General features: G+C 39.6%; 16 protein-coding genes and 1 riboswitch. Of the genes, 13 read left to right on the top strand and 3 right to left on the bottom strand.

What is annotated here, in order from left to right:
• Positions 1-26: 26 nt before the first annotated feature.
• The 3 genes from thiQ to thiB are packed head-to-tail and all read right to left on the bottom strand — an operon-like array spanning position 27 to position 3,314.
• On the bottom strand, positions 27-737 hold the full coding sequence (thiQ, locus tag PSF28_RS09180; protein ID WP_210835367.1) for a thiamine ABC transporter ATP-binding protein ThiQ: 711 nt from the start codon (positions 735-737) through the stop codon (positions 27-29).
• Positions 730-2,334, bottom strand: coding sequence for a thiamine/thiamine pyrophosphate ABC transporter permease ThiP (gene thiP / locus PSF28_RS09175; protein ID WP_272684963.1), 1,605 nt, complete (start codon positions 2,332-2,334; stop codon positions 730-732). Before thiP ends, thiQ begins: the two co-directional genes overlap by 8 nt.
• Positions 2,310-3,314, bottom strand: coding sequence for a thiamine ABC transporter substrate binding subunit (gene thiB, locus PSF28_RS09170; RefSeq protein ID WP_272684962.1), 1,005 nt, complete (start codon positions 3,312-3,314; stop codon positions 2,310-2,312). The genes thiP and thiB overlap by 25 nt, the downstream gene beginning before the upstream one ends.
• Before the next feature lie 58 nt (positions 3,315-3,372).
• Positions 3,373-3,470, bottom strand: a riboswitch (TPP riboswitch).
• A gap of 112 nt (positions 3,471-3,582) precedes the next feature.
• On the opposite strand from thiB, the gene rppH reads away from it, so the two are divergent.
• From rppH to PSF28_RS09105, 13 genes are all read left to right on the top strand, one after another.
• Complete coding sequence (gene rppH, locus PSF28_RS09165; RefSeq protein WP_004908658.1) at positions 3,583-4,116, top strand: RNA pyrophosphohydrolase; 534 nt, start codon at positions 3,583-3,585, stop codon at positions 4,114-4,116.
• Positions 4,117-4,119: 3 nt separating this feature from the next.
• On the top strand, positions 4,120-6,366 hold the full coding sequence (ptsP, locus tag PSF28_RS09160; RefSeq protein WP_272684961.1) for a phosphoenolpyruvate--protein phosphotransferase: 2,247 nt from the start codon (positions 4,120-4,122) through the stop codon (positions 6,364-6,366).
• A gap of 162 nt (positions 6,367-6,528) precedes the next feature.
• Positions 6,529-7,425: a prolipoprotein diacylglyceryl transferase gene (gene lgt, locus PSF28_RS09155; protein ID WP_210835359.1), complete on the top strand. Its 897-nt coding sequence runs from the start codon at positions 6,529-6,531 to the stop codon at positions 7,423-7,425.
• A 118-nt stretch (positions 7,426-7,543) separates the two neighbouring features.
• The gene (locus PSF28_RS09150; protein WP_004908666.1) at positions 7,544-8,395 is read left to right on the top strand and encodes a thymidylate synthase; all 852 of its coding nucleotides are present in this window, start codon (positions 7,544-7,546) and stop codon (positions 8,393-8,395) included.
• Positions 8,396-8,714: 319 nt separating this feature from the next.
• Positions 8,715-9,200, top strand: a complete 486-nt coding sequence (locus tag PSF28_RS09145; protein ID WP_272684960.1) for a prepilin-type N-terminal cleavage/methylation domain-containing protein — start codon at positions 8,715-8,717, stop codon at positions 9,198-9,200.
• The gene (locus PSF28_RS09140; RefSeq protein ID WP_272684959.1) at positions 9,194-9,799 is read left to right on the top strand and encodes a prepilin peptidase-dependent protein; all 606 of its coding nucleotides are present in this window, start codon (positions 9,194-9,196) and stop codon (positions 9,797-9,799) included. Before PSF28_RS09145 ends, PSF28_RS09140 begins: the two co-directional genes overlap by 7 nt.
• Positions 9,796-10,239, top strand: coding sequence for a DUF2509 family protein (locus tag PSF28_RS09135; RefSeq protein WP_272684958.1), 444 nt, complete (start codon positions 9,796-9,798; stop codon positions 10,237-10,239). Before PSF28_RS09140 ends, PSF28_RS09135 begins: the two co-directional genes overlap by 4 nt.
• Complete coding sequence (locus PSF28_RS09130; protein WP_272684957.1) at positions 10,236-10,622, top strand: prepilin-type N-terminal cleavage/methylation domain-containing protein; 387 nt, start codon at positions 10,236-10,238, stop codon at positions 10,620-10,622. Before PSF28_RS09135 ends, PSF28_RS09130 begins: the two co-directional genes overlap by 4 nt.
• A complete protein-coding gene (gene recC, locus PSF28_RS09125; RefSeq protein WP_272684956.1) occupies positions 10,600-13,974 on the top strand; it encodes an exodeoxyribonuclease V subunit gamma in 3,375 nt (1,124 codons plus the stop codon). The genes PSF28_RS09130 and recC overlap by 23 nt, the downstream gene beginning before the upstream one ends.
• Positions 13,975-13,991: 17 nt before the next feature.
• Positions 13,992-16,889, top strand: a complete 2,898-nt coding sequence (gene ptrA, locus PSF28_RS09120; RefSeq protein ID WP_272684955.1) for a pitrilysin — start codon at positions 13,992-13,994, stop codon at positions 16,887-16,889.
• The gene (recB, locus tag PSF28_RS09115) at positions 16,886-20,494 is read left to right on the top strand and encodes an exodeoxyribonuclease V subunit beta (RefSeq protein ID WP_272684954.1); all 3,609 of its coding nucleotides are present in this window, start codon (positions 16,886-16,888) and stop codon (positions 20,492-20,494) included. Before ptrA ends, recB begins: the two co-directional genes overlap by 4 nt.
• Complete coding sequence (gene recD, locus PSF28_RS09110; RefSeq protein WP_210835344.1) at positions 20,494-22,341, top strand: exodeoxyribonuclease V subunit alpha; 1,848 nt, start codon at positions 20,494-20,496, stop codon at positions 22,339-22,341. Before recB ends, recD begins: the two co-directional genes overlap by 1 nt.
• A gap of 53 nt (positions 22,342-22,394) precedes the next feature.
• On the top strand, positions 22,395-22,964 hold the full coding sequence (locus PSF28_RS09105) for a hypothetical protein (protein ID WP_210835342.1): 570 nt from the start codon (positions 22,395-22,397) through the stop codon (positions 22,962-22,964).
• The last annotated feature ends 80 nt before the right edge of the window (positions 22,965-23,044 follow it).

The following is a 23,044-nucleotide window of genomic DNA, read 5'->3' as shown; positions in this document are numbered from 1 at the left end:
CGCGAATAGTGTGAATTTATACAGTGCTAATTATTAGAAACGGCTGTAATACTCAATAAAGCAGATGCTGCACTTTGCCCTTGTAATAGGCTTTGGGTATCGCCATCGTAAGCAATTTTGCCCTCTGCAATAACCAGTGTTCTCGGGGCAATTTGTAGGGCATCATCAACATTATGAGAAACCATTAACAGTGTGATTGATTTCTCCGTACAAATTTCCTTGAGTAATAGTAGCATTTCTCGGCGTAATGCAGGGTCGAGAGCAGAAAAGGGTTCATCGAGCAGTAAAATCGGTTGATTACGGATCATGCAGCGTGCTAATGCCGCACGTTGTCGTTGCCCCCCCGACAGTTGCGCCGGTAACCTATCTAAACATTCACTCAGGCTGACACGACTCGCCATTTGCTCAACTTGCTGAATTTGCGTTTTATTGAGGCGCAAATTGGGTTGTAACCCAAGGCCAATATTTTGCCGGATCGTCAGGTGTGAAAATAGATTATTTTCTTGAAATAGCATAGAAACAGGGCGCTTAGCGGGTGGGCTAAAAGTATGGTCTTCGCCATTGAGCACAATCGTACCGCTATTGGGAAATTGAAAGCCACTAATCAAGCTTAATAGCGTACTTTTCCCTGCACCACTTGGCCCCATAACGGCAACAGATTCACCAGATTGAACAGAAAAATCAAACGACATTGTCAGGTTGTCGTATTGGTAATCTAGCTGAGTCAATTTAATCATGATGTTTTCCTGAAATACGTTCAATCAAGCTAAATAAGCAAAAACAAAGCAATAACAATAGCATGGCTGTCACAGCGCCATCGTTTGATCGGTAAGCCCCTATTTGCTGATAAAGATAATAAGGGAGCGTGCGGAAGTTATCATTGCCAAATAACGCGACGACACCAAAATCACCAATTGAGATAACACAGGCAAACGCAAGAGCTTGGGCGATTGGTTTGCGTAGTGCTTTCAGTTCAATAATTCGCAAGCGATTAAAACCCGAAATATCGAGTGATTGGCATAGCGGGTTATAGCGCTCAGCACTGTCTCGCATGGGGTTTTCTAATACTTTTAACGCATAAGGAATGGCCAGCAAAGCGTTAGTCATGATAACTAATGGGTAAGGGGATTCAGGTAAGCCTATCGTTTCATTAAAAAAGATAAAAAAACCTGTCGCGAGGACGATACCCGGCATGGCTAAAATAATTAACCCGCTAAGCTCTATGGCTTGCCCTAAACGAGCTGCTTGGCGTAAGCGCAATTCACGGCTACTCCATAATAACATTAAGGTTAGTACTACACAGACAGCGCCAGCACACAATGCAATAAACACCGAGGTTGCCGTGGCTTGCCATAAGGCGGGTTGCTGCAATACCGCCCAAAGTTGACCATTTAATCCATCGAAAATAACCGCGAACAGCGGGGGGAGTAGTAATAGCATGGCAGCGGCAATGAGCAACAAATCACGAATGCGGCGAAACGCGTTATCAGCAGGGTCAACCCATTGGGTCTGATGACTAAAACCAACAGAAAATACACTATTTACTCTGTGACAGATAAACATCAAACCGACACAAAAGAAGAGTTGAATTAATGCTAAAATAGTGGCCCGACCTAAATCAAAATCATAATTAAGTGCTTGGTAAATAGCCAATTCGATGGTGGTAGCTGCTGGGCCACCTCCCAACGCGAGAACAGTCGCAAAGCTGGCAAAGCACAGCATAAAAATTAACGCAGCAGTGGGTAATATTTGCCTCCGTAAATAAGGCCATTCTAAAATGGTAAATTGCTGCCACTCATTAAACCTCAGCTGTGCTGCAATTTGCCGTTGCTCAATAGCGATATTTTCTAAAGATTGTAATAGCATACGCGTTGCTAGCGGCATATTAAAGAAGACATGTGCTAGCAAAATCCCCTTTAGGCCATAAGGCGAAAAACTGTAATTAAGCCCCAATAATTGGCACAGTTTAGCCAGCCAACCCGTTTGCCCGTAAACCGATAAAATACCAAATACGGCAACTAACACAGGAAGAACCAACGTCATTGCACATAAGCGTAAAAATAGAGTTCGCCCAAAAAAATGACGGCGATGCAATGCTCTGGCGAGAAAAATAGCAGGGATTACAGAAAAAATAGCGGATAAAAAAGCCTGCCAAAAAGTAAAGCCAATCACATGCCACAAATAGCTATCGCTGATAATATCAGCCATTGAAATTTCAGGTGCAAAAAACCACAGAGCACCAAAACTAATGAGTGCAACGGTAATCAGTAAACCGGAGGCCAATGCCCCCGGTAGCAGAGACAAATTAATTAGCGACTGACGGCGGTTTGCCATAAACGAGTCCAATTTTGGCGTTCTTTGGCCACTTCTTGAGAACTAAATTGCAAGGCTTTTTCAGGCAGAGGTAACTGGTTATAGACTTCAGGTAAGGGAATATCAATGACCGGATACATCCAGTTAGTTGTTGGTAAGGTATTTTGGAATTCAGGGGTTAAGACAAACTGTAAAAATTGTTTTGCCAATTCAGGCTCTGGACTGTTTTTTAGCCTTGCAGCCACTTCAACTTGCATGTAGTGCCCTTCACTAAATAAGGCGGCAGCATAATTATCTTTTTGGTCATTGAGTATTTGGTAGCCCGGTGATGAGGTATAACTGAGTACAAAATCACCTTCTCCTTTTAAGAATAGGCCATAAGCTTCGCTCCAACCTTTTGTTACGGTAAGCGTTTTACCTGCCATTTTTTGCCATGCATCAGCAGATTTTTCGCCATACAGCTTTTCAATCCATAACATCAAGCCAAGTCCAGGGGTACTGGTTCGGGGGTCTTGGTAAATAATTTTCCAATTATTTTCACTATTTAATAATGCATCCATACTGGCTGGTGGTTGTTTAATTTTATTAGTGTCGTATATGAATGCGAAGTAACCATAATCATAGGGAATGAAAATTGAGCTATCCCATGAAATAGGGAGTTTTAATGCCTTGGTATTAATATCAGCAGGGGCAAACAGGCCTGTTTTTTCAGCAGAATCTAATAAATTATTATCTAACCCTAAAATCACATCCGCTTTGCTTTTTTTTCCTTCCATTCTGAGCCTGTTTAGCAGCGCTACGCCATCCCCCAGTGCGACTATTTTTAATTCACAATCGCACTGCGCTTCGAAATTTTTTTTAATTTGTGGGCCCGGTCCCCACTCTGCCGCAAAGGAATCGTAGGTATAAACAGTAAGCGTTGGTTTATCAGCCCATGCCAATTGACTTAAACTGAGTGCACTAACGGTAAGAATAGATGCTATAATTTTGTTTTTAAACATGCTTTTTCCTGCGCTAAAAGATAGTGACACAGGATTTGAGGATGAACCGGTGCAGGTATGCAGGCGGTGGCTCAAATCCCTACGCCGGTATTAACCGGATCAGGTTCTACGGGTTATTTCTCAGCCTAAATAAATTCGGCACCCCGTTGAGATGTTCACTATTGTAGTGACTTCAGACATATCTGCAAACTGTATTGATATAGGTTTACCAGTTTAGGTATGTGTGAAACAATTAGGCATCTTTCAAATTTGGTTATTGAGGTAGTCTGTGATTGATGATGATGGCTACCGCCCGAATGTAGGAATTGTAATTTGTAATCGGCAAGGGCAAGTTTTATGGGCCCGCCGCTATGGTCAGCACTCATGGCAGTTTCCTCAAGGAGGCATCAATCCCGGGGAATCGCCGGAACAGGCGATGTATCGTGAGCTATACGAAGAAGTCGGGCTACAGCGTAAAGATGTCAGGTTATTGGCATCTACCCGTAATTGGTTACGTTACAAATTACCCAAGCGTTTGGTGCGTTGGGATACAAAACCTGTTTGTATTGGGCAGAAACAGCGTTGGTTTTTACTCCAACTTCAATGCAATGATGCCGATATAAACGTGCAGCGCAGTAAATCGCCAGAATTTGATGGCTGGCGATGGGTCAGTTATTGGTATCCTGTTAGGCAGGTAGTTTCTTTTAAACGCGAAGTTTATCGGCGTGTCATGAAAGAATTCGCCCCCGTAGTTATGCCTTTACAGGAACAAAAATTACCGCAACGACCCACTTTTAATAACCGTAGGCGTGGAGCAAAGTAGCCTATGTTGATGCGTTTACGTGAAATTGTCGAAAAAGTTGCAATGGCGACAAGTTTGACTGATGCGCTAGAAGTGTTGGTGAATGAGACTTGCAAAGCAATGAGAACAGACGTTTGTTCCATTTATTTAGCTGATCACCTTCGCCAATGCTATTACTTAATGGCAACCCGCGGGTTAAAAAAACCTAGCGGGATTGCTATTCGTCTAGGATTTGATGAAGGTGTCGTAGGCGCGGTAGGGCGCCAATCTGAGATGCTCAATCTAGCCGATATTCGTGAACACCCTCAGTATAAATTCCTGCCTCAGCTTAAAGAAGAACGCTTGAGAGCTTTCTTAGGTGTTCCCGTGGTCTATCGTCGCCAATTATTAGGCGTGCTGGTGGTACAGCAGCGGGAAAAGCGGCTGTTTAATGAAACCGAAGAATCTTTCATGGTCACATTGTCAATGCAACTGGCTGTGATTTTGTCACAAGCACAAGCGAAAGGTATTTTTGGGCAATATCGGCAAAATAGAATTAAAGCGATTCCGGTATCACAGGGAATTGCAATGGCTTATGGGTGGCAAGATAGCTCCCAACCTTCTTTAGATAGTATTTTTCAAGCTAGTGCTATTGATATCGATAAAGAAAAACAACGCCTTGTCGCCGCTCTCGAGAGTGCCACAGCGGAATGTCGTCGTATTAGTAAGCGTTTTATGGCTAGCTCAGCAAAGGAAAGTGCTGCGATTTTTGATCTCTATAATCATCTACTTAGCGACCCTCAACTTAAAAAACACCTGTTTGCCGCTATTAATGACAATGCAACCGCTGAATGGGCGGTTAAAACGGTTATTGAAAATTATGTGGAGCAGTTTTCTCGCCTGCGTGACCTTTATCTAAGGGAAAGAGGGGCAGACTTAAAAGCATTAGGTCAACGCTTATTGTTTCATCTTGATGATTCACTTACCGCAAATGAACAATGGCCAGAAAGCTTTATTTTAGTTGCTGATGAGCTAAGTGCTAGCGTGTTGGCTGAGTTGCCTATTGAACAACTTGCCGGTGTGGTCGTGCGTGACGGAGCAACACATTCTCATTCTGCGATTTTAATCAGAGCCATGGGGATCCCTGCAATTATGGGGGCTGATATTGAGCCTTCGTTATTACATAACCGCCATTTAATATTGGATGGGTACCGTGGTGAGGTCTTTATTGAACCTGAAAATTTAATTGTTCAGGAATATCAACAAATTATTGAAGAAGAAAATGCCATTAGTCGCTTAGCTGAAGGGACTCTTGAGCAAGATGCAATGCTTAAAGGCGGCGAAAAAGTTCATATATACCTTAATGCAGGTTTAAGCCCATGTTACGAGCAACAAATCAATACTGGGGTTGATGGTGTTGGTCTGTATCGTACGGAACTGCCTTTTATGCTGCACAATGGTTTTCCCTCAGAAGATGAGCAGAAACAGCTCTATAAAGAAGTTTTACAACTTTTTCCTACCAAGCCTGTTGTATTAAGAACCCTTGATATAGGGGCAGATAAACAGCTGCCATATATGCCAATTAGCGAAGAAAACCCAAGCTTAGGCTGGCGTGGTATTCGTATCATGTTGGACCAGCCCGAGATCTTTTTGATTCAGCTAAGGGCTATGTTACGGGCAAATACGCTTTCGGGTAATTTACGTATTTTATTACCGATGGTGACCAGTGTTAATGAGATAGACGAAGCAATTTCGCTGGTTAAAAGAGCAAGAGAAGAAGTGAGTGTTTTATTAAAAATGCCAGTTGAGATGCCTCAAATAGGTATTATGCTTGAAGTTCCTTCTTTACTGTTTTTACTACCTGAAATTAAAAAACGTGTTGATTTTATCTCTATTGGGACTAATGACTTTACACAATATTTACTTGCTGTTGACCGTAATAACACGCATGTAGCAGCGCTATATGATAATCTTCATCCCTCAGTTGTGCGCTTTTTAGCAAAAGTGAGCGAAGAGTGCCAACGCCTGGAACTCCCTGTCAGCGTTTGTGGGGAAATGGCAGGTCAACCACTTAGCGCAATGGTATTAATTGCACTTGGGTATCGCTCTTTAAGTATGAGTGGGCGTAGTGTTCCTCGCATGAAATATTTAATCCGCCAACTTGACCCAGCCTTAATGTCGGAGTTAGCACCGAAGTTATTGGCTGCAGAAACTTGTGATAGCGTTAGGCAAGAAGCCAGTGAGTTTATGGAACAGCACCGTTTAGGTGGTTTTGTGCGTGGTGGAATTTAATTTACAACAAGATGAAGTATTTAATTTGGTTTAGGTTGAAAAATATCAAGTATAAATGACGATACTTTTTGTTGTATGCTTCAGGGTGCTTCACAAATTGAAGTCTGTTGAATACGTAATAGTCGACGAGTAGTTGGCTTAATGATTAAAAAGTGGGGAACAATGAGTAACAACTACTTAGCATTTCCGGAAATAGATCCTGTTATGTTTTCGATTGGGCCAGTATCATTACACTGGTATGGTTTTATGTACCTTGTTGGCTTTGTTTTTGCCCTTTGGCTTGCAGGGCGTCGCGCTGCAAAACCAAATAGTGGCTGGACAAAAAATGAAGTTGAAAATTTACTGTATGTTGGTTTTGTTGGCGTATTTGTCGGTGGCCGGCTAGGCTATGTTTTCTTCTATAATCTCCCTGTTTTTCTTGACGATCCTCTATATCTCTTTAAGGTTTGGGATGGCGGTATGTCCTTCCATGGGGGGTTAATCGGTGTGATATGTGCCATGATGTGGTTCGCTCATCGTACTCGCCGTCGTTTTCTGCAAGTTTCTGACTTTGTTGCACCATTGATTCCATTTGGTTTAGGCATGGGGCGTATCGGGAACTTTATTAATGGGGAGTTATGGGGACGAGTTACACTTGATACGCCATGGGCATTTTTGTTCCCACATTCACGTAGTGAAGATATCCAACTCGCTGCCCAAGACCCTTCGTTATTACCCATATTAGAGCAGTATGGTGTGCTACCAAGACATCCATCACAACTTTATGAAATGTTCTTAGAGGGAATTGTTTTGTTCCTTATTTTGAACTTATTTGTGCGTAAACGCCGCCCTATGGGGAGTGTTTCCGGGTTATTCTTGATTGGTTATGGTGCATTTAGGATTATCGTTGAATTCTTTAGGCAACCGGATGCACAGCTTGGTTTATTTGGTGGTATTAGTATGGGGCAAATTCTATCAATCCCAATGATTATTATTGGCATTCTAATGATTGTCTGGGCTTATAAATATGGTAAGAATGTGCCAGCCCATAAGCCATTAAAAGAGCCTAAAAAGAGTTAATTAGTCCATTTATTGGGGCTGACTTAGTCTGTTGAGTATAACTATTTTGTAAATAAAACAATGAAATACAACAAGGCGAAGGTTAGCCACTTAGTTATTTTTGAAAAAGAGAGTCACTATGAAGCCGTATCTTGATTTATGCCAGCGTATTATTGATGAGGGCCAATGGGTTGAAAATAAACGTACAGGTGTTCGTTGTTTAACCGTTATTAACGCTGACCTTGAATATGATGTTGGTAATAATCAATTTCCCTTGATTACGACTCGTAAAAGTTTCTATAAAGCGGCGATAGCTGAGCTTCTTGGCTATCTCCGTGGCTATGACAATGCAGCTCAATTTCGTGAAATTGGTTGTAATACTTGGAATGCTAATGCAAACGAAAACCAAGCATGGCTGAATAATCCCCATCGCAAAGGTGAAGATGATATGGGGCGTGTATATGGCGTTCAAGGGCGCTCATGGCAACGCCCAGATGGAACACATTTAGATCAGCTGAAAAAAGTCGTCAATAACTTAAAAAATGGTATTGATGACCGTGCGGAAATCATCACTTTCTATAACCCTGGTGAATTTGAAATGGGCTGCTTGCGTCCCTGCATGCATACTCATACTTTTTCACTATTAGGTGATACGCTACATTTAACATCTTACCAGCGTAGCTGTGATGTTCCGCTTGGTTTAAATTTCAATCAAGTACAATGTTTTGTTTTACTCGCTCTAATGGCTCGTATTACAGGGCATAAAGCAGGTAAGGCTTATCATAAAATTGTGAATGCACATATTTATGAAAACCAATTACCTTTAATGCGTGATGTCCAACTAAAACGTGAGCCTTTTGCTTCTCCTTCATTGATTATTAACCCCAAAATTCAGTCATTAGAAGATCTCGAAACGTGGGTAACTTCAGATGATTTTATCCTTGAAGGGTATCAGTGCCATGAGGCTATCAAATATCCATTTACTGTTTGATTAGTGAATAAATTTTTTACAAAGATGGTTTTATTGGAAAACCATCTTTGTACTATTTTTTAATTTCCCATTAATTTTCCTCCTTTATCAATCCCATCATCCTTGATGCAATTTATCTTGGCTTATAAGTCATTTACTTTCGTGTATTTATTTTGATTGAACTATTTCTTTGCGAGGCGCTTCGCAAATTGAGTTGTATTGCTCTGAATCTATCTATTTTGTTGCGAAACGTTATGCAGTTTGTAATGACAAACCTCGCTATACCGTTTTTTTTTGGCAATCTCAGGCTTGTTTATGAAAAAAGTGGAGTCACAACAAGATGAGAATTGATTCAAATACAATACAGCGTGGTTTCACCTTAATTGAAATTCTTATTGTTTTATTTATTTGCTCTTTCATTATGTTGTCCTGTTTATATCAATGGCAACAGCAAGTAGAAAGACAACGGTTAATCGATGCTGCTAGACAAGTATCTGAGTTTATTTATAGCCAAATGACCGAAGGGGTTTATTTAAACAGGTACCAAATATTATCGGTTAAGATTGGGAAAGGTGATTGGCAGCTTATTGTTAAGGATGCAAATAACAAGCAGCAAGTAGGTAAGTTAACAGCAGAAAGGCACCAAGGAATAGATCTCAGCAAAGCGAGCCGTACTTCAATTCAGTTTTATGGAAAACAGGGAACTATTCGTGCTTTCAGTATAGAGCTAAGAAATCAGAGTGAGCAAATCACAATTTATATTTCTTCATTAGGTCGTATAAGAAGCTGTAGCCATAAAAAAATGGCCGGAGTACCGAAATGTTGATCCTCTTAACTAACGATAAATTAAAAAAGCAGCAAGGATTTACGCTAATTGAAATGTTGATGGCAATGGCTATCAGTAGCATTGTGTGTGTATCAGCGATGAACGCCATTCCCGCATTATTTAAACAAACTTATCGGTCTTATATTCAATATCAAATAGACAGGGATATAAGACAAACATTGATAAACATGGAAAAAGATTTTAGAAGGATTGGTTATTGCAGTAGCCTGAATTGTGGAAAGGAGCCTTTAAAAATTTCATCTAAGGCTTTAAGCCAAGGGAACAATTCATGCATTATTTTTGCTTATGACCAAGATTTATCAGGTAGCTGGGAAAATGTTAAATCTAAATCAATAGATTCTGATTATTTTGGTTATCGGTTAAATAATGAAAAATTAGAAACCAATAGGAATGTTAGGGATTGCAATGGAATGCGTTGGCAATCGCTATTTGATGAGAAGCTAATCAAGGTTAAAAAATTAGTATTTAATTGGCGGGAAAGTGTGCAATTACTTGAAATGGAAATTAGCCTTAGAACAGAGTTATTACCTAATCAAACATTTAATTATCGAATAGCGGCCTTGGTTAGAAATTTATGAAGCGCATAGAGCAACAACAGGGAAACGTTTCTCTATTGATGGTTATTATTTTTATCACAATAGGCACATTATTGATTAAATCTGTTCATTTCTTCCAAGAACGAGCTCGAGACGAGCAGCGTAATGAAATCAAGTATTTCGATACATTTAATAAAGCAGAATCAGCCCTTGCATGGGGAGGAACATTGCACTGGGATAGTAAACATAGAGAACTAAGGCATTGGGTTTGCCAGAAAGAGGAAACTCAACAATGGAAAAGTTGTTTAAAACATTATAAAGGGGCGGCTTTCTTACTTTCGGGACAAAGCCATTACCGCTCTGAAAATGAGATTAAAGTTTACCGTTGGATGGTATTGGATGTAAATAAACGACAGTTTTTTCCTCGTGAAAAAGGGTGGTTAGATTATTGTCCAGTGATTAAAAAAGGATTTTGCGAGTGAAAATAAAGCAGCAAGGGTTTGCATTAGTTGAAGCAATGATTGGCGTGGTTATTTTTGCTATTTCACTGGTAGCTTTGGTAAACTATTCGCAATATATCATATTGAATTTTAATCAATTGTATATGAACTCGTCGGCAATTAGAGTACTGCATAGCACATTAGAAAAAAGCGTGATGTCAGGGGAACCAATATCAGGGGAGAAAAATTCTTCCATAGGGCCAAATTTGCGTTACCCTGAATGGAAAATGCAAACAGTTCGCATACCACGGGTCGATAACTGTACTGAGTTAATGGTATCGTTAACGGTAAAAAAACAGCCATTTTCATTAAGTCATTGGTATTGCTCAACAGGAGAACACTATGTTTCAAGTGTATCATTCTAATCAATTAGATTTATTAAAAGATCTAATGACTCATTTAATGAAAAATGAACCACTTTCTCACCCTTTTGAGCAAGAAATAATTTTAGTACAAAGTCCTGGAATGTCACAGTGGTTACAAATCGAACTTGCTAAGCAGTTTGGTATCGCTGCAAATATTAACTATCCCTTACCTGCAACATTTATTTGGGATATGTTTAGGCGGGTCTTACCTGATATCCCAAAAGAAAGCGCTTATACCAAACAAGCAATGACATGGAAATTAATGACAATATTGCCAACTGTCATTAACGAAGAAGAATTTGAACCTTTAAGGCATTATCTTCAAGAGGATACAGATAAACGTAAGCTGCATCAACTTGCAGGTAGGATTGCTGATTTATTTGACCAATATTTGGTATATCGCCCACAATGGGTTGAAATATGGCAAAAAAATGAATTAATAGAGGGGCTAAGTGAAAATCAACTGTGGCAAAAACGCTTGTGGCAATGCCTTGTTGATTATTCAAATGAATTAAAACAGCCGCCTTGGCACAGAGCTAATTTATATCAACATTTTATAGATACATTATCATCGAATCCTGATTTAGGAAAAATGCTGCCAAAGCGTATTTTTATTTGCGGTATCTCATCTCTCCCACCTGTTTATTTACAAGCAATCAATGCAATAGCAGAACATACAGATGTTCATTTAATGTTCACAAACCCATGTCGTTATTATTGGGGAGACATTCAAAGTGCGTCATTTTTAGCTAGGTTGCAGCAAAGGAAACTTCGGCATTATCTTGACAAACATGAAATTTCTCGTTTTAAACTTGAGGATCATACTCCTAATTTATTTAATGAAAATGGCGAGCAGGATATTGCAAATCCACTGCTTGCATCGTGGGGAAGGCTAGGCCGAGACAACCTATACTTTATTTCTCAAATCGATAGTACTAATGAAATTTCAGCCTATGTTGATACTGAACGAGCCAATTTATTAGAGAATATCCAGCAGGATATTTTAGATCTCGAAAATCATGCTCAATTAGGGACAACATTAGAAAATTATGAAACGAGTGTGGGTAAGCGGCCAATCAATGAGTTAGATGACTCGATAACATTCCATTTATGCCATAGTGCACAGCGGGAAGTCGAAGTATTGCAAGATCATCTACTTTCTCTCTTTGAGAAAGACCCATCGTTAACACCGCGTGATGTGATAGTCATGGTTGCCGATATCGACAGCTATGCTCCCTATATTCAGGCAGTTTTTGGTAATACAGCATCAGTTCGTTATATCCCTTTTTCAATATCAGATAGGAAAGCGCTACAGGCTCACCCTATTTTACAAGCATTTATTATGCTACTCGATTTACCTCAGAGCCGTTTTTCAACGGAGCAAGTCCTCAGTCTACTTGAGGTTTCTGCTTTTTCTCAACGTTTTGGTATTGATGAAAGTGAGTTAAGTTTATTACGCCGCTGGGTTAATGAATCAGGGATCCGTTGGGGGCTTGATGATGATAATGTACGTTCCTTCGCTTTACCGGTGATAGGGCAAAACACATGGGAATTTGGCTTAAGTAGAATGTTGCTTGGCTATGCAATGGACAGTAGAAATGGCCCGTGGAATGGTATTTTACCTTACGATGAGTGCAGTGGCTTAGCGGCTCAGCTTGCCGGGAAATTAGCATTATTAATCAATACACTAAGAGAGTGGCGCGCTGTACTAGCACAGGAACGTCCACTTGCAGAATGGAAAGAACTTTGCCAGCAATTACTTGATAGCTGCTTTATGGTTGATGGTGAAACTGAACTGGTTCTCGCACTATTGACGGAACAGTGGCATCAAATAATTGATAACGCGATAATTTCAGGATATGAAGAGCAAGTTCCGTTACGATTAATTCGTGATGAACTTTCAGTTCGTTTTGATGATGAAAAGATTAGTCAACGTTTCTTGGCTGGAGCCGTTAACTTTTGCACTTTGATGCCAATGCGCTCGGTACCATTTAAGGTTGTGTGTTTACTGGGGATGAATGATGGTGCTTACCCTCGGAATATACCGCCTTTAGGGTTTGATTTGATGGCTGAAAAGCCTGTGCGTGGAGATAGAAAACGCCGGGACGATGATAGATATCTGTTTTTAGAAGCATTGAATTCAGCATCTAAACAACTTTATGTTAGCTATATCGGGCTTTCTATTCGCGATAATCAACCTTGTAATCCATCAGTATTAGTAACTGAATTAATTGATTATATATGCCAAAGCTTTTGTTTAGTTGGCGATGAAACGTTGACCATTGATGAAAGTGCTAAGCGGTTAAGCAAGCATCTGGTCATTCAACATAATAGAGTTCCATTCGCAAAAGAAAATTTCTTACCAGAAACGCCTTATCAGAGCTTCGCGAGCGAGTGGTTACCTGCCGCAAAAACAACAAATAAAGTTGATGAACCATTTTGTTCAATACTTGAAATTCGAGAACTTATAACAGAAATTTCTTTAGAACAATTATTACGTTTTTATCGTCATCCTATTAGGGCATTTTTTCAACAGCGTTTGAAAGTACATTTTTCTATTGAAGAAACCGAACTGCCTGAAGAAGAGCCATTTAACTTAGGTAGATTACAGCGATATAAAATTAATGATCAAATTTTAGATTTACTTGTCAAAGATAAGAATATTGAGCCTTTTTATTCTGCTTTAAAAGCATCGGGCCAGCTGCCTGCTAGGCAATTTGGTCAACTTTTTTGGGAACAGCAGTTGAATGACATATCGCCATTAGCTGAAAAAGTTAAAGAATATAATATGCAGCTATTTGATTATCCGTTTGATTTTCAGATAAATGGGATAAAAATCATAGGGTTACTGAAAGATGTTCATGAGACAGGAATGGTACGCTATCGTCCTGCTTACTTAACCGCTAATGATGGGGTGCAGCTATGGGTGGAGCATTTACTATTTAACTCACAAATTGGTGAAGGGGAAAGCCTTGCACTAGGAAGAGATAATAGCATTTGGCAGTTTTCCGCTATTAACAAAGAAGATGCATTAGCTTATCTACAAGATTTAGTCTTAGGCTACTGTGAGGGGTTTAATTCTCCGCTAATTCTTCTTTCTCAAAGTGGTTGGAGTTGGGTTAAGGCTTGTTTTGATAAAAAGACGAAACAGTACGATTTTTTGAGTGAAGAAACTCAGCAAAAAGCATTATCTGCTTTGCTCCAAAACTTACAAGGAAGTCAGATACAAAGAGGCGAGATGGAAGACGATTATGTGTCAAGAGTTTGCAGAAGCATTGATGATGTGATGATTAAAACTTTGTTATCAAACACTCAGCGGTTTTTATTACCGATGACAAAATACTTGAAATGACAGGAGAGCACCAAAGGATGCAATATTTATCCAAAAATATCGCTCATCTATTTTTATTACTGATAATTTTTTTCGGTGGCCAAGCGATTGCAGCACAACCACTTTGGCAAATTTTGCCTGAAACAGTAAATAAAAGCGAAAGTGACCCTAGGGAATATAAAGCCATCAAGCTTAGCAATGATATGACGGTTTTATTAGTATCAGATGCCAAAGCGACAAAATCATTGGCTGCTGTATCAATACCTGTTGGTAGTATTGAAAACCCAAATAGCCAACTAGGGTTAGCCCATTACTTAGAACATATGGTTTTAATGGGCTCCAAAAAGTACCCTGAGCCAAGTAGTTTCTCTGAGTTTTTGCAAAAACATGGTGGTAGCCATAATGCAAGTACGGCATCTCACCGCACTGCTTATTATTTTGAAGTGGAAAATGGCGCATTAAAAGAAGCGACAGACCGGCTTGCAGATGCATTAGCTGATCCACTTTTAGACCCAATTAATGCAGATAGAGAACGTAATGCAGTTAATGCAGAACTTACAATGGCACGCTCTCGTGATGGGATGCGTATATGGCAAGTACGTTCTGAAACATTGAACCCATTACACCCAAATTCGCGTTTTTCGGGAGGGAATTTAGAGACTCTGAAAGACAAACCTAATAGCAAACTACAAGATGAGCTAGTAGGCTTTTATAAGAAGTATTATTCTGCAAACCTAATGAATGCAGTGCTTTACGGCGACCAATCTATTGAGTCATTAGCGAATATCGCACAAGAAACATTTGGGCGTATACCTAATTTTAATGCAAGTGTTCCTGCTGTTAATATCCCCGCAGTAACGGATAATGAAAAAGGTATTATCATTCATTATGTGCCTGCTCAACCGCAAAAAGCCATACAAATTGAATTTACTATTAAAAATAATATGGCAGATTTTCGCAGTAAAAGTGATAACTATATTAGCTACTTAATTGGTAATAGAAGTCCAGGGACACTGGCTGACTGGTTAATATCACAAGGGCTCGCTGAAGGTATCAGTGCTTCTGCATCCCCAAATCTAGATAGAAACTATGGTTCTTTCTCTATCTATGTCACGTTGACAGATAAAGGGTTACAAGAAAGAGACGAAATTATTGCAGCGATTTTTTCTTATCTTGAGTTAATTAAGAACGACGGAGTCAACAAAAGTTACTTTGATGAAATAGCAAAAGTTCTTAATTTATCATTTCGTTATGGTTCAATTGTCAGGGATATGAACTACATTGAGTGGTTATCAGACCAAATGATTGATGTTCCTGTTAATCATGTTCTTGATTCAGATTATATTGCTGATAAGTATGATCCTGAGGCGATTAAACAGCGTTTATCAGAGCTCAGTGCGAAAGAGGCGAGGATTTGGTTTATTAGTCCAAATGAACCGAATAACAAAAAAGCATATTTTGTTGATGCACCGTATCAAGTTAATAAAATTACAGCAAAACAATTTAAATCGTGGGCAAGTTTAGAAGCTAAAATGAATTTTAAATTGCCTGCTTTAAACCCGTATGTTGCTGATAATTTATCATTAATTAAAACTAGTAAGGCTTATAAACACCCTGAATTCATCTATCAAGATGGCAATACGCGTGTGTTATATATGCCAAGTCAATATTTTGCTGATGAGCCGAAGGCAAGTATCACTTTGTCATTACGTTCTAATCAAGGGGATAAGGATGCTAAGGAACAAGTAACAGGTTCTTTATTACAATATATCGCTTCATTGAAAATGGACGAACTGCAATATCAAGCATCGGTAGCGGGTATGTCAGTCTCTGTTTCTCAAGGAATTGGTCTGCAATTAAATGCCAGTGGTTACACCCAACATTTACCTGAACTCTTTTTATCTATGACTCAACTATACCTAGATTTTGAGCCAACAGAACAAGAGTTAGCTCAATCAAAATCTTGGTATAAAGAGCAAATTGAAGTTGCTAATAATGCGAAAGCTTATGAGTTGGCTATGCAACCGCTTCAACGTATTAATAGTGTGCCTTATTTTGAGCAAGAACAGCGTTTAGCGGAGCTAGATAAAATATCACTGCAAGACATCACTAGCTACCGTGAAATGATAGTTAAAAGTGCAGCATTACAAGCGCTGGTCTTCGGCAATATGACTGAGTCACAAAGCATTAAAACTATTAAAGATGCACAGCAATTATTAAAGAGCGAAGGTACCAATTGGTGGCGCGGTGATATTGTCGTTATTGACAAAAATTACCTAGCCGATTTCCAAAAGCAGGGAAATAGCTCAGATAATGCACTTGCTGAAATCTTTATTCCAGACGGTTATAGCCGCATTGATGGTGCAGTACTATCTGGTATTCTTTCTAAAGTGATTCAGCCTTGGTTTTATGATCAATTAAGGACCAATGAGCAACTGGGTTATGCGGTATTTGCTTTTAAAACCGGTCTGGGTGATCAGTGGGGAATGGGCTTTTTGATTCAAAGTAATGCCAAGACACCGAGTTATTTGAATGCACGCTACCAACAATTTTATCTTCAAGCATTAGAGAAACTAAAAAAACTACCGATAGATGAATTTAATCAATATAAACAATCTATTATCACGGAAATGAACCAACCACCTCAAACATTCTATGAGGAAGTTGGTCGTTATTCATCTGATTTTTCTAGAAATATTTTCAGTTTTGATACTCGTGAAAAAGTTATTGCAACTTTAGGTAGTGCAACGAAAGAACAAGTCATTGAGTATTATGAAAATGCAGTCATAAAGCACAAAGGGTTAGCTGTTAGCTCCCAAGTGATAGGCCAGGGAGTTGACACTAAAGTAGGATATGCGCATCTGAAAGATTGGGTGCTTTACCCAACAGCTTCTCAGTTGCAAAAGATTTTACCAATAAAGGAAGATGCTGAGTGAATAAAGTGCAGGTAGAGTCCCAATTACTGAATGTTTTTTCCTTGCCACTACGTGGACAGCGATTAATTGAAGCATCAGCAGGAACGGGTAAAACATATACAATTGGTATACTTTATCTGCGGCTTTTATTAGGTCTGGGAGGCGTTAATGCGTTTCCTCGGCCGTTAAGTGTTGAAGAAATTCTAGTTGTAACATTTACAGAGGCTGCGACGAATGAGTTACGTGGACGTATTCGTCAACGTATTCATGATATGCGCTTAGTTTGCTTAAGAAATGGCGTTGGTTTCGAGTCGCAGCCTGAGTATCTTGAATTATTAACCGAGCTTTCGGGGGAGCCTCAAAGAAAATTCGCCGCGCAATGGTTGCAGGCAGCGGAAAGGCAAATGGATGAAGCGGCAATATATACTATCCATGGTTTTTGCCAAAGAATGCTAGTTCATAATGCATTTGAGTCCGGGGTGTTGTTTGAGCAAACCATGATCCAAGATGAATTTCCGATTCAAAAACAAGCCTGTGCAGACTTTTGGCGCCGCCATTTTTATCCTTTAAATTACTCCATGACGAAAGTCATTCAATCACTATGGAGTGGCCCTGAAGCATTGCTTTCGGAGATTAAACCTTTCTTACAGGGGGATATTCCTTTAATTATTAACCAACCTAAGGAAACAGAAACTCTGGAAGAACGGCATCAGCGGCTAATCTTGTTAATTGAGTCAGTTAAAGCAGTATGGTTAGAAAATTCAGCAGATTTTGAGAAGCTTATCGCTGATTCCGATGTTGATAAACGAAGTTATAGTACTCGTTTTCTGCCCACATGGTTGATAAAAATAGGCGAATGGGCTCAAGAAGAAACAGAAGATTATCAGCTACCTAAAGATCTTGAACGCTTTTCACAAACGGCACTACATAAAAAATCAAAAAGTGGTTCAGGGCCAGAGCATGTTGTTTTCCAAAGAATAGATGAGCTACTTTCTCAATCATTAACCCTAAAAGATCTGATTATTCCACTGGCTATTGCAGAGGTGAGGGAGGCTATCACTTTTGAAAAACATAACCGTGGTGAGATGGGGTTTGATGATTTATTGACCCGTTTAGACAGCGCTCTCGCTCAAGAAAGCGGAAAATTTTTAGCTCAAGCTATCAGCCAACGTTTTCCCGTTGCAATGATAGATGAGTTTCAAGATACAGATGCACAGCAATACCGTATTTTTCAACGAATTTATCGGGAAGTTAATGACAGTGCTTTACTTTTTATCGGCGACCCTAAACAAGCTATATATGCTTTTCGAGGCGCTGATATTTTCACCTATATTGAAGCAAAAAATGAAGTTAGTGCTCACTATACATTAGAGACTAACTATCGCTCATCACAAAATATGGTTGAAGCTATTAATCATCTATTTTCTCGTTGTCAGTCCCCATTTATTTTTGAGCAAATTCCTTTTCAACCCGTTAATTTTGCTAAGCAAAATAGTGATAAAAAACTTATTCATGATGGTGAAAAAGTCAAATCACTTACATTTTGGCAACTTGAAGCGGAAGGTGTCTCCGTTGCTGAATATGAACAAGCAACAGCTTCACAATGTGCGGTGCAAATCGCACAATACTTACAAGGCGGGTTGCAAGGTAGTAGCTATTTTGACAATCAAGGAGCGCATACACCTGTTGAGGCTTCTGATATAACTGTGTTGGTGCGCAGCCGACGAGAAGCCGTATTAATTCGTGATGCTTTAAATCGGTTAAATATCCCTTCTGTGTTTCAATCTAATCGGGAAAGTGTATTTTCAACACCAGAAGCGAGGGATTTACTGTGGTTGCTACAGGCAGTTTTAACACCTGAAAAAGAACGTGTTTTGCGTAGTGCATTGGCGACAGGAATATTGGGTTTAACCGCTAAACAAATTGATGACCTAAACCATGATGAAAAATCGTGGGAAAAAATTGTTGATGAATTTGCTCGTTATGCCATGGTTTGGCAAAAAAGAGGCGTGCTGCCGATGCTTAGAATGGTCATGGCGCAGAGGCAAATTGCAGAAACGTTATTATCAGGCACTGATGGAGAACGCCGCTTGATGGATGTGATGCATATTGGTGAGCTATTACAAGAAATGTCATTACAGCTTGAAGGTGAGCACACACTAACACGTTGGCTAGCACAACAAATTGCTCATCCTGACCATCAATCTGACGTACAGCAAATGCGCCTTGAAAGTGATAAACACCTGGTGCAAATCAGTACTATTCATAAATCTAAAGGCCTTGAATACAAGATTGTTTGGTTACCTTTTGCGAGCAATTTTTTACCTCAATCTAAAGGTTTATATCACGACAGAACAGATTATGGGGTACGGTTAGATTTAAATGATAGTGAAGAAAATGTCGCTTTAGCTGATGAAGAACGTCTAGCAGAAGACCTGCGTTTATTGTACGTGGCACTTACAAGAGCTATCTATCACTGTAGTGTTGGTATTGCACCATTAATTAAAGGTAATAGGAAAAAAAGTGGTGAAACCGACTTACACTTATCTGCGCTGGGTTATGTTATCCAAAAAGGACAAGCTGGAGACAGCTTGCTATTAAACGACATGTTGGCTGAGATTAGCAATGACGTTATTGATGTTATCGTGATTAATCAACCTAAGTCGGAACGTTTAATATTAGAACAAAATGACAGCGTAAACTTGTCTGCAAGAGCGGTGACCCGTCATTTTAATGATCATTGGCGTGTTACCAGTTATTCGGGGTTAAGTTACGGCTCAAGCCATACAGAGGTAGAACAATTAGTTTCAGCATTGCAATTTGCGAATTCATTAGCTCCTAATATGGATATTGAGGCTAGTGTTGATGTGGAGCAACAGGAAGGTGAGCCTTCTACTCTAACTCCTCATCAATTTCCTAAAGGCGCATCTCCGGGAACATTTTTACATAGCTTGATGGAGGAAATTGACTTTAGTGAGCCGGTTTCTCAAGAGTGGTTGTCTGAGAAACTTGAATCCTCAGGGTTTGACTTACATTGGGCACCAATGCTGCAAGAATGGCTACACGCAATTGTACAGGCACCATTATCAGAAGACGGGCTATGTTTGTCTGCATTACAGGCTCAAGACCAATTAGATGAGATGCAGTTTTATCTTCCTATTGAGTCAATCTTAAGTGCAAGCCACTTAGATAAGATAACGCATCAATATGACCCATTATCACAACGTTGTCCTCCACTCAATTTTGAGAAAGTTCAGGGGATTTTAAAGGGCTTTATTGACCTCACCTTTTACTGGAAAGGTAAATTTTATCTTCTTGATTATAAGTCAAATTATCTAGGGAAGGACGCTAGCTTTTATACCCAAGAGGCCATGGCTGAAGCGATGATAGACCACCGCTATGATTTACAATATCAACTATATTCGTTGGCGTTACATCGTTATCTAAAGCAAAGAATGCCTAATTATGACTATGAAACCCATTTTGGAGGAGTTTATTATTTATTTCTAAGAGGAATAGATGATGTTAATTCAAGTAATGGAATATTCTTTTGTCGCCCAATAGGCGCTTTTATTGAAGCGTTAGATAGCTTATTTAAAAATGCTCAACAAGGGGAGTCAGTTTAATGAAATCCCTATTTAATCAGGCTATTGAGGAACATATCTTTACACCTCTAGATGTGCAATTTGCTTACAGTATTTCTGATAATAATCACCCGATAGTGCTTATCATTGCTGCACTTCTTAGTGCAGAAACCATGGCTGGGCATGTTTGTTTAGCACTGGCAGATGTTGTGCCTGAAAAATTATTTGCAGGAAGGCACCCAGAGTTAGCTGCTGAATTTTGGCAAAAAATGGGAGAGCCGAGTGAACAAGAACTTTATCAAACGTTAAAACAAGCAAATGCAGTGTCATTATCAACAGAAAACAAAATCTCTCCTTTGGTGCTTTCAGGGGAATACTTATATTTTCAACGAATGTGGCAATATGAGCAGTATGTTGCAAACTTTTTCGCTAGTACATCAGTAGACAAACAAAATAATGCTCAAATTAAGCACGTATTGGATAGCCTATTTCCCATTACTGATGAAATAGATTGGCAAAAAATTGCCGCAGCAGTTGCTGTAACCAGTAAAGTATCAATTATATCAGGGGGGCCAGGGACAGGAAAAACGACAACAGTTGCGCGTATCCTAGCGGCATTAATTAAACTTGAAGCCAGACATCACCATAAAATTAGAATTGAGCTGGCCGCTCCAACAGGTAAGGCTGCTGCTAGGTTGACAGAGTCCCTCGGTGAGGCGATGAAAAAAATTCCGTTAACTGATGAAGAACGTGCTGTTTTGCCTAATCAGGCAAAAACATTGCACCGTTTATTAGGAGCTCAACCTGAGAGCCAACAATTTCGTTATAACCGAGATAATCGTTTATCTCTTGATGTGCTCATTGTTGATGAAGCCTCAATGGTAGATTTACCTATGATGAGTAAATTACTTGAGTCATTACCTGAAAATGCAAAGTTAATATTTTTAGGTGATAAAGATCAATTAGCCTCGGTTGAAGCGGGGGCAGTGCTAGGGGATATTTGTCAGTTTGCCGATAGTGGTTATAGCGTAGAAAGAGCGTCTCAGCTTTCGGAACTAACAGGGCATTCTATCGAATCTTATGCATCACCAAACGGCCCAGTTATTCGTGATAGCCTATGTTTACTACGTAAAAGCTACCGTTTTTCTGCAGACTCAGGGATTGGCCAACTCGCTTTTGCCGTAAACGAAGGTAATGTTTCTCGAGTTCAACAGTTACTAAATCAACAGCGGCCGGATGTACACAGTTATATTCAAGAAACTGCGGATGATTACGCGAAAATTTTATTAGATGCCGCTGAAAATTATAAGGAATACCTACTTGCGGTGAAAGATAAAGAAGATCCTGAGCAGGTTTTGAAAAAATTTAACCAATATCGGTTACTAACGGCTCTGCGAGAAGGGCCTTTTGGCGTTATTGGCCTTAACGATAAATTAGAAAAATTGTTTCATAGGCAGGGGATAATAAACCGCCCATATAATTTATCGAATAAACACTATGCAGGCCGGCCAATTATGATTAGTCGTAATGATAGCCCTCTAGGACTCTTTAATGGGGATATCGGTATCATTTTACCTGATGAAGAAAATGCATTGAGAGCTTATTTTCAATTTCCTGATGGGACTATTCGTGGAGTGCAACCTAACCGACTTCCACAACATGAAACAGCTTATGCGATGACTGTTCATAAATCACAAGGTTCGGAGTTTGCTCATACCGCATTGGTTTTACCAAATGTATATTCTCCCGTAATGACCCGTGAGCTAGTGTATACAGCGATAACTCGAGCTAAAAAAGAGCTATCTCTTTATGGCAGCCCAAAGGTATTACGTCGAGCAGTTGAAACGCCAACCAAGCGGCGAAGCGGTTTAGCGACCCAATTAATGTGACTAGTTTATATATAAATTACGTGAATATTTAACCCTAAAGTAAAGGTAATGAGATGGATAACCAGCAAGCAATGACGGCAATTACAGTAACATTAAATGCAAGGCTTGAACCAATTAGGCGTGGCGATTTAGAAGACGCATTTAATGAAGTCATGAAAAGCATGGGTAAAAATATCCATGTCACAGGTGGTGGAACATTATTAGGTGATAATGGTGAAGCACAGGAATGCGATATAGAAATAGCACTTGAAGAGGCTAGTGACGAAAATATCAGTTTAATTATTCAACTTTTTTCTTCAATGTTAGCTCCAAAAGGTTCTCGTTTATTTATTCACGGCGAAGATGTACGAATTGATTTTGGCTCAGATGAAGGGATGGCTATTTATTTCAACGGGACAGAGCTCGCAGATGAGGTTTATGAGAATGGGGATATCAATGAAGTGTTCGATATTCTAGATGAAGCAGTGGAAGACATTGGGAGTATTCACGGAGTTTGGGATGGTCCGACAGAAACTGCATTTTATTTTTATGGTACTTCTTTCGCTGAGATGAAAGCTGCAATACAACCACATATAGACTCCATTCCTTTGTGCGAGAAAGCCAGAGTTATTCAGATAGCTTAGTGGCTATTCCTTGGTTTTAAAGCCACAACCCCACCTATGCATCCTTGTATAGTTTGGGGTTAAAGCAAGTGACTAAACAG

Source organism: Providencia sp. PROV130, from assembly GCF_028482225.1.
Classification (GTDB): Bacteria; Pseudomonadota; Gammaproteobacteria; order Enterobacterales; family Enterobacteriaceae; genus Providencia; species Providencia rettgeri.
The sequence above is the reverse complement of the archived record's forward strand: the minus strand, read 5'-3'. Positions and strand labels throughout refer to the sequence as shown.

Coding starts and splice junctions, on each gene's coding strand:
- thiQ (WP_210835367.1), bottom strand. CDS start 737: ATGATTAAATTGACTCAGCTAGATTACCAATACGACAACCTGACAATG.
- PSF28_RS09150 (WP_004908666.1), top strand. CDS start 7,544: ATGAAGCCGTATCTTGATTTATGCCAGCGTATTATTGATGAGGGCCAA.
- PSF28_RS09145 (WP_272684960.1), top strand. CDS start 8,715: ATGAGAATTGATTCAAATACAATACAGCGTGGTTTCACCTTAATTGAA.
- PSF28_RS09135 (WP_272684958.1), top strand. CDS start 9,796: ATGAAGCGCATAGAGCAACAACAGGGAAACGTTTCTCTATTGATGGTT.
- thiB (WP_272684962.1), bottom strand. CDS start 3,314: ATGTTTAAAAACAAAATTATAGCATCTATTCTTACCGTTAGTGCACTC.
- lgt (WP_210835359.1), top strand. CDS start 6,529: ATGAGTAACAACTACTTAGCATTTCCGGAAATAGATCCTGTTATGTTT.
- recC (WP_272684956.1), top strand. CDS start 10,600: ATGTTTCAAGTGTATCATTCTAATCAATTAGATTTATTAAAAGATCTA.
- thiP (WP_272684963.1), bottom strand. CDS start 2,334: ATGGCAAACCGCCGTCAGTCGCTAATTAATTTGTCTCTGCTACCGGGG.
- ptrA (WP_272684955.1), top strand. CDS start 13,992: ATGCAATATTTATCCAAAAATATCGCTCATCTATTTTTATTACTGATA.
- PSF28_RS09105 (WP_210835342.1), top strand. CDS start 22,395: ATGGATAACCAGCAAGCAATGACGGCAATTACAGTAACATTAAATGCA.
- PSF28_RS09140 (WP_272684959.1), top strand. CDS start 9,194: ATGTTGATCCTCTTAACTAACGATAAATTAAAAAAGCAGCAAGGATTT.
- recD (WP_210835344.1), top strand. CDS start 20,494: ATGAAATCCCTATTTAATCAGGCTATTGAGGAACATATCTTTACACCT.
- ptsP (WP_272684961.1), top strand. CDS start 4,120: ATGTTGATGCGTTTACGTGAAATTGTCGAAAAAGTTGCAATGGCGACA.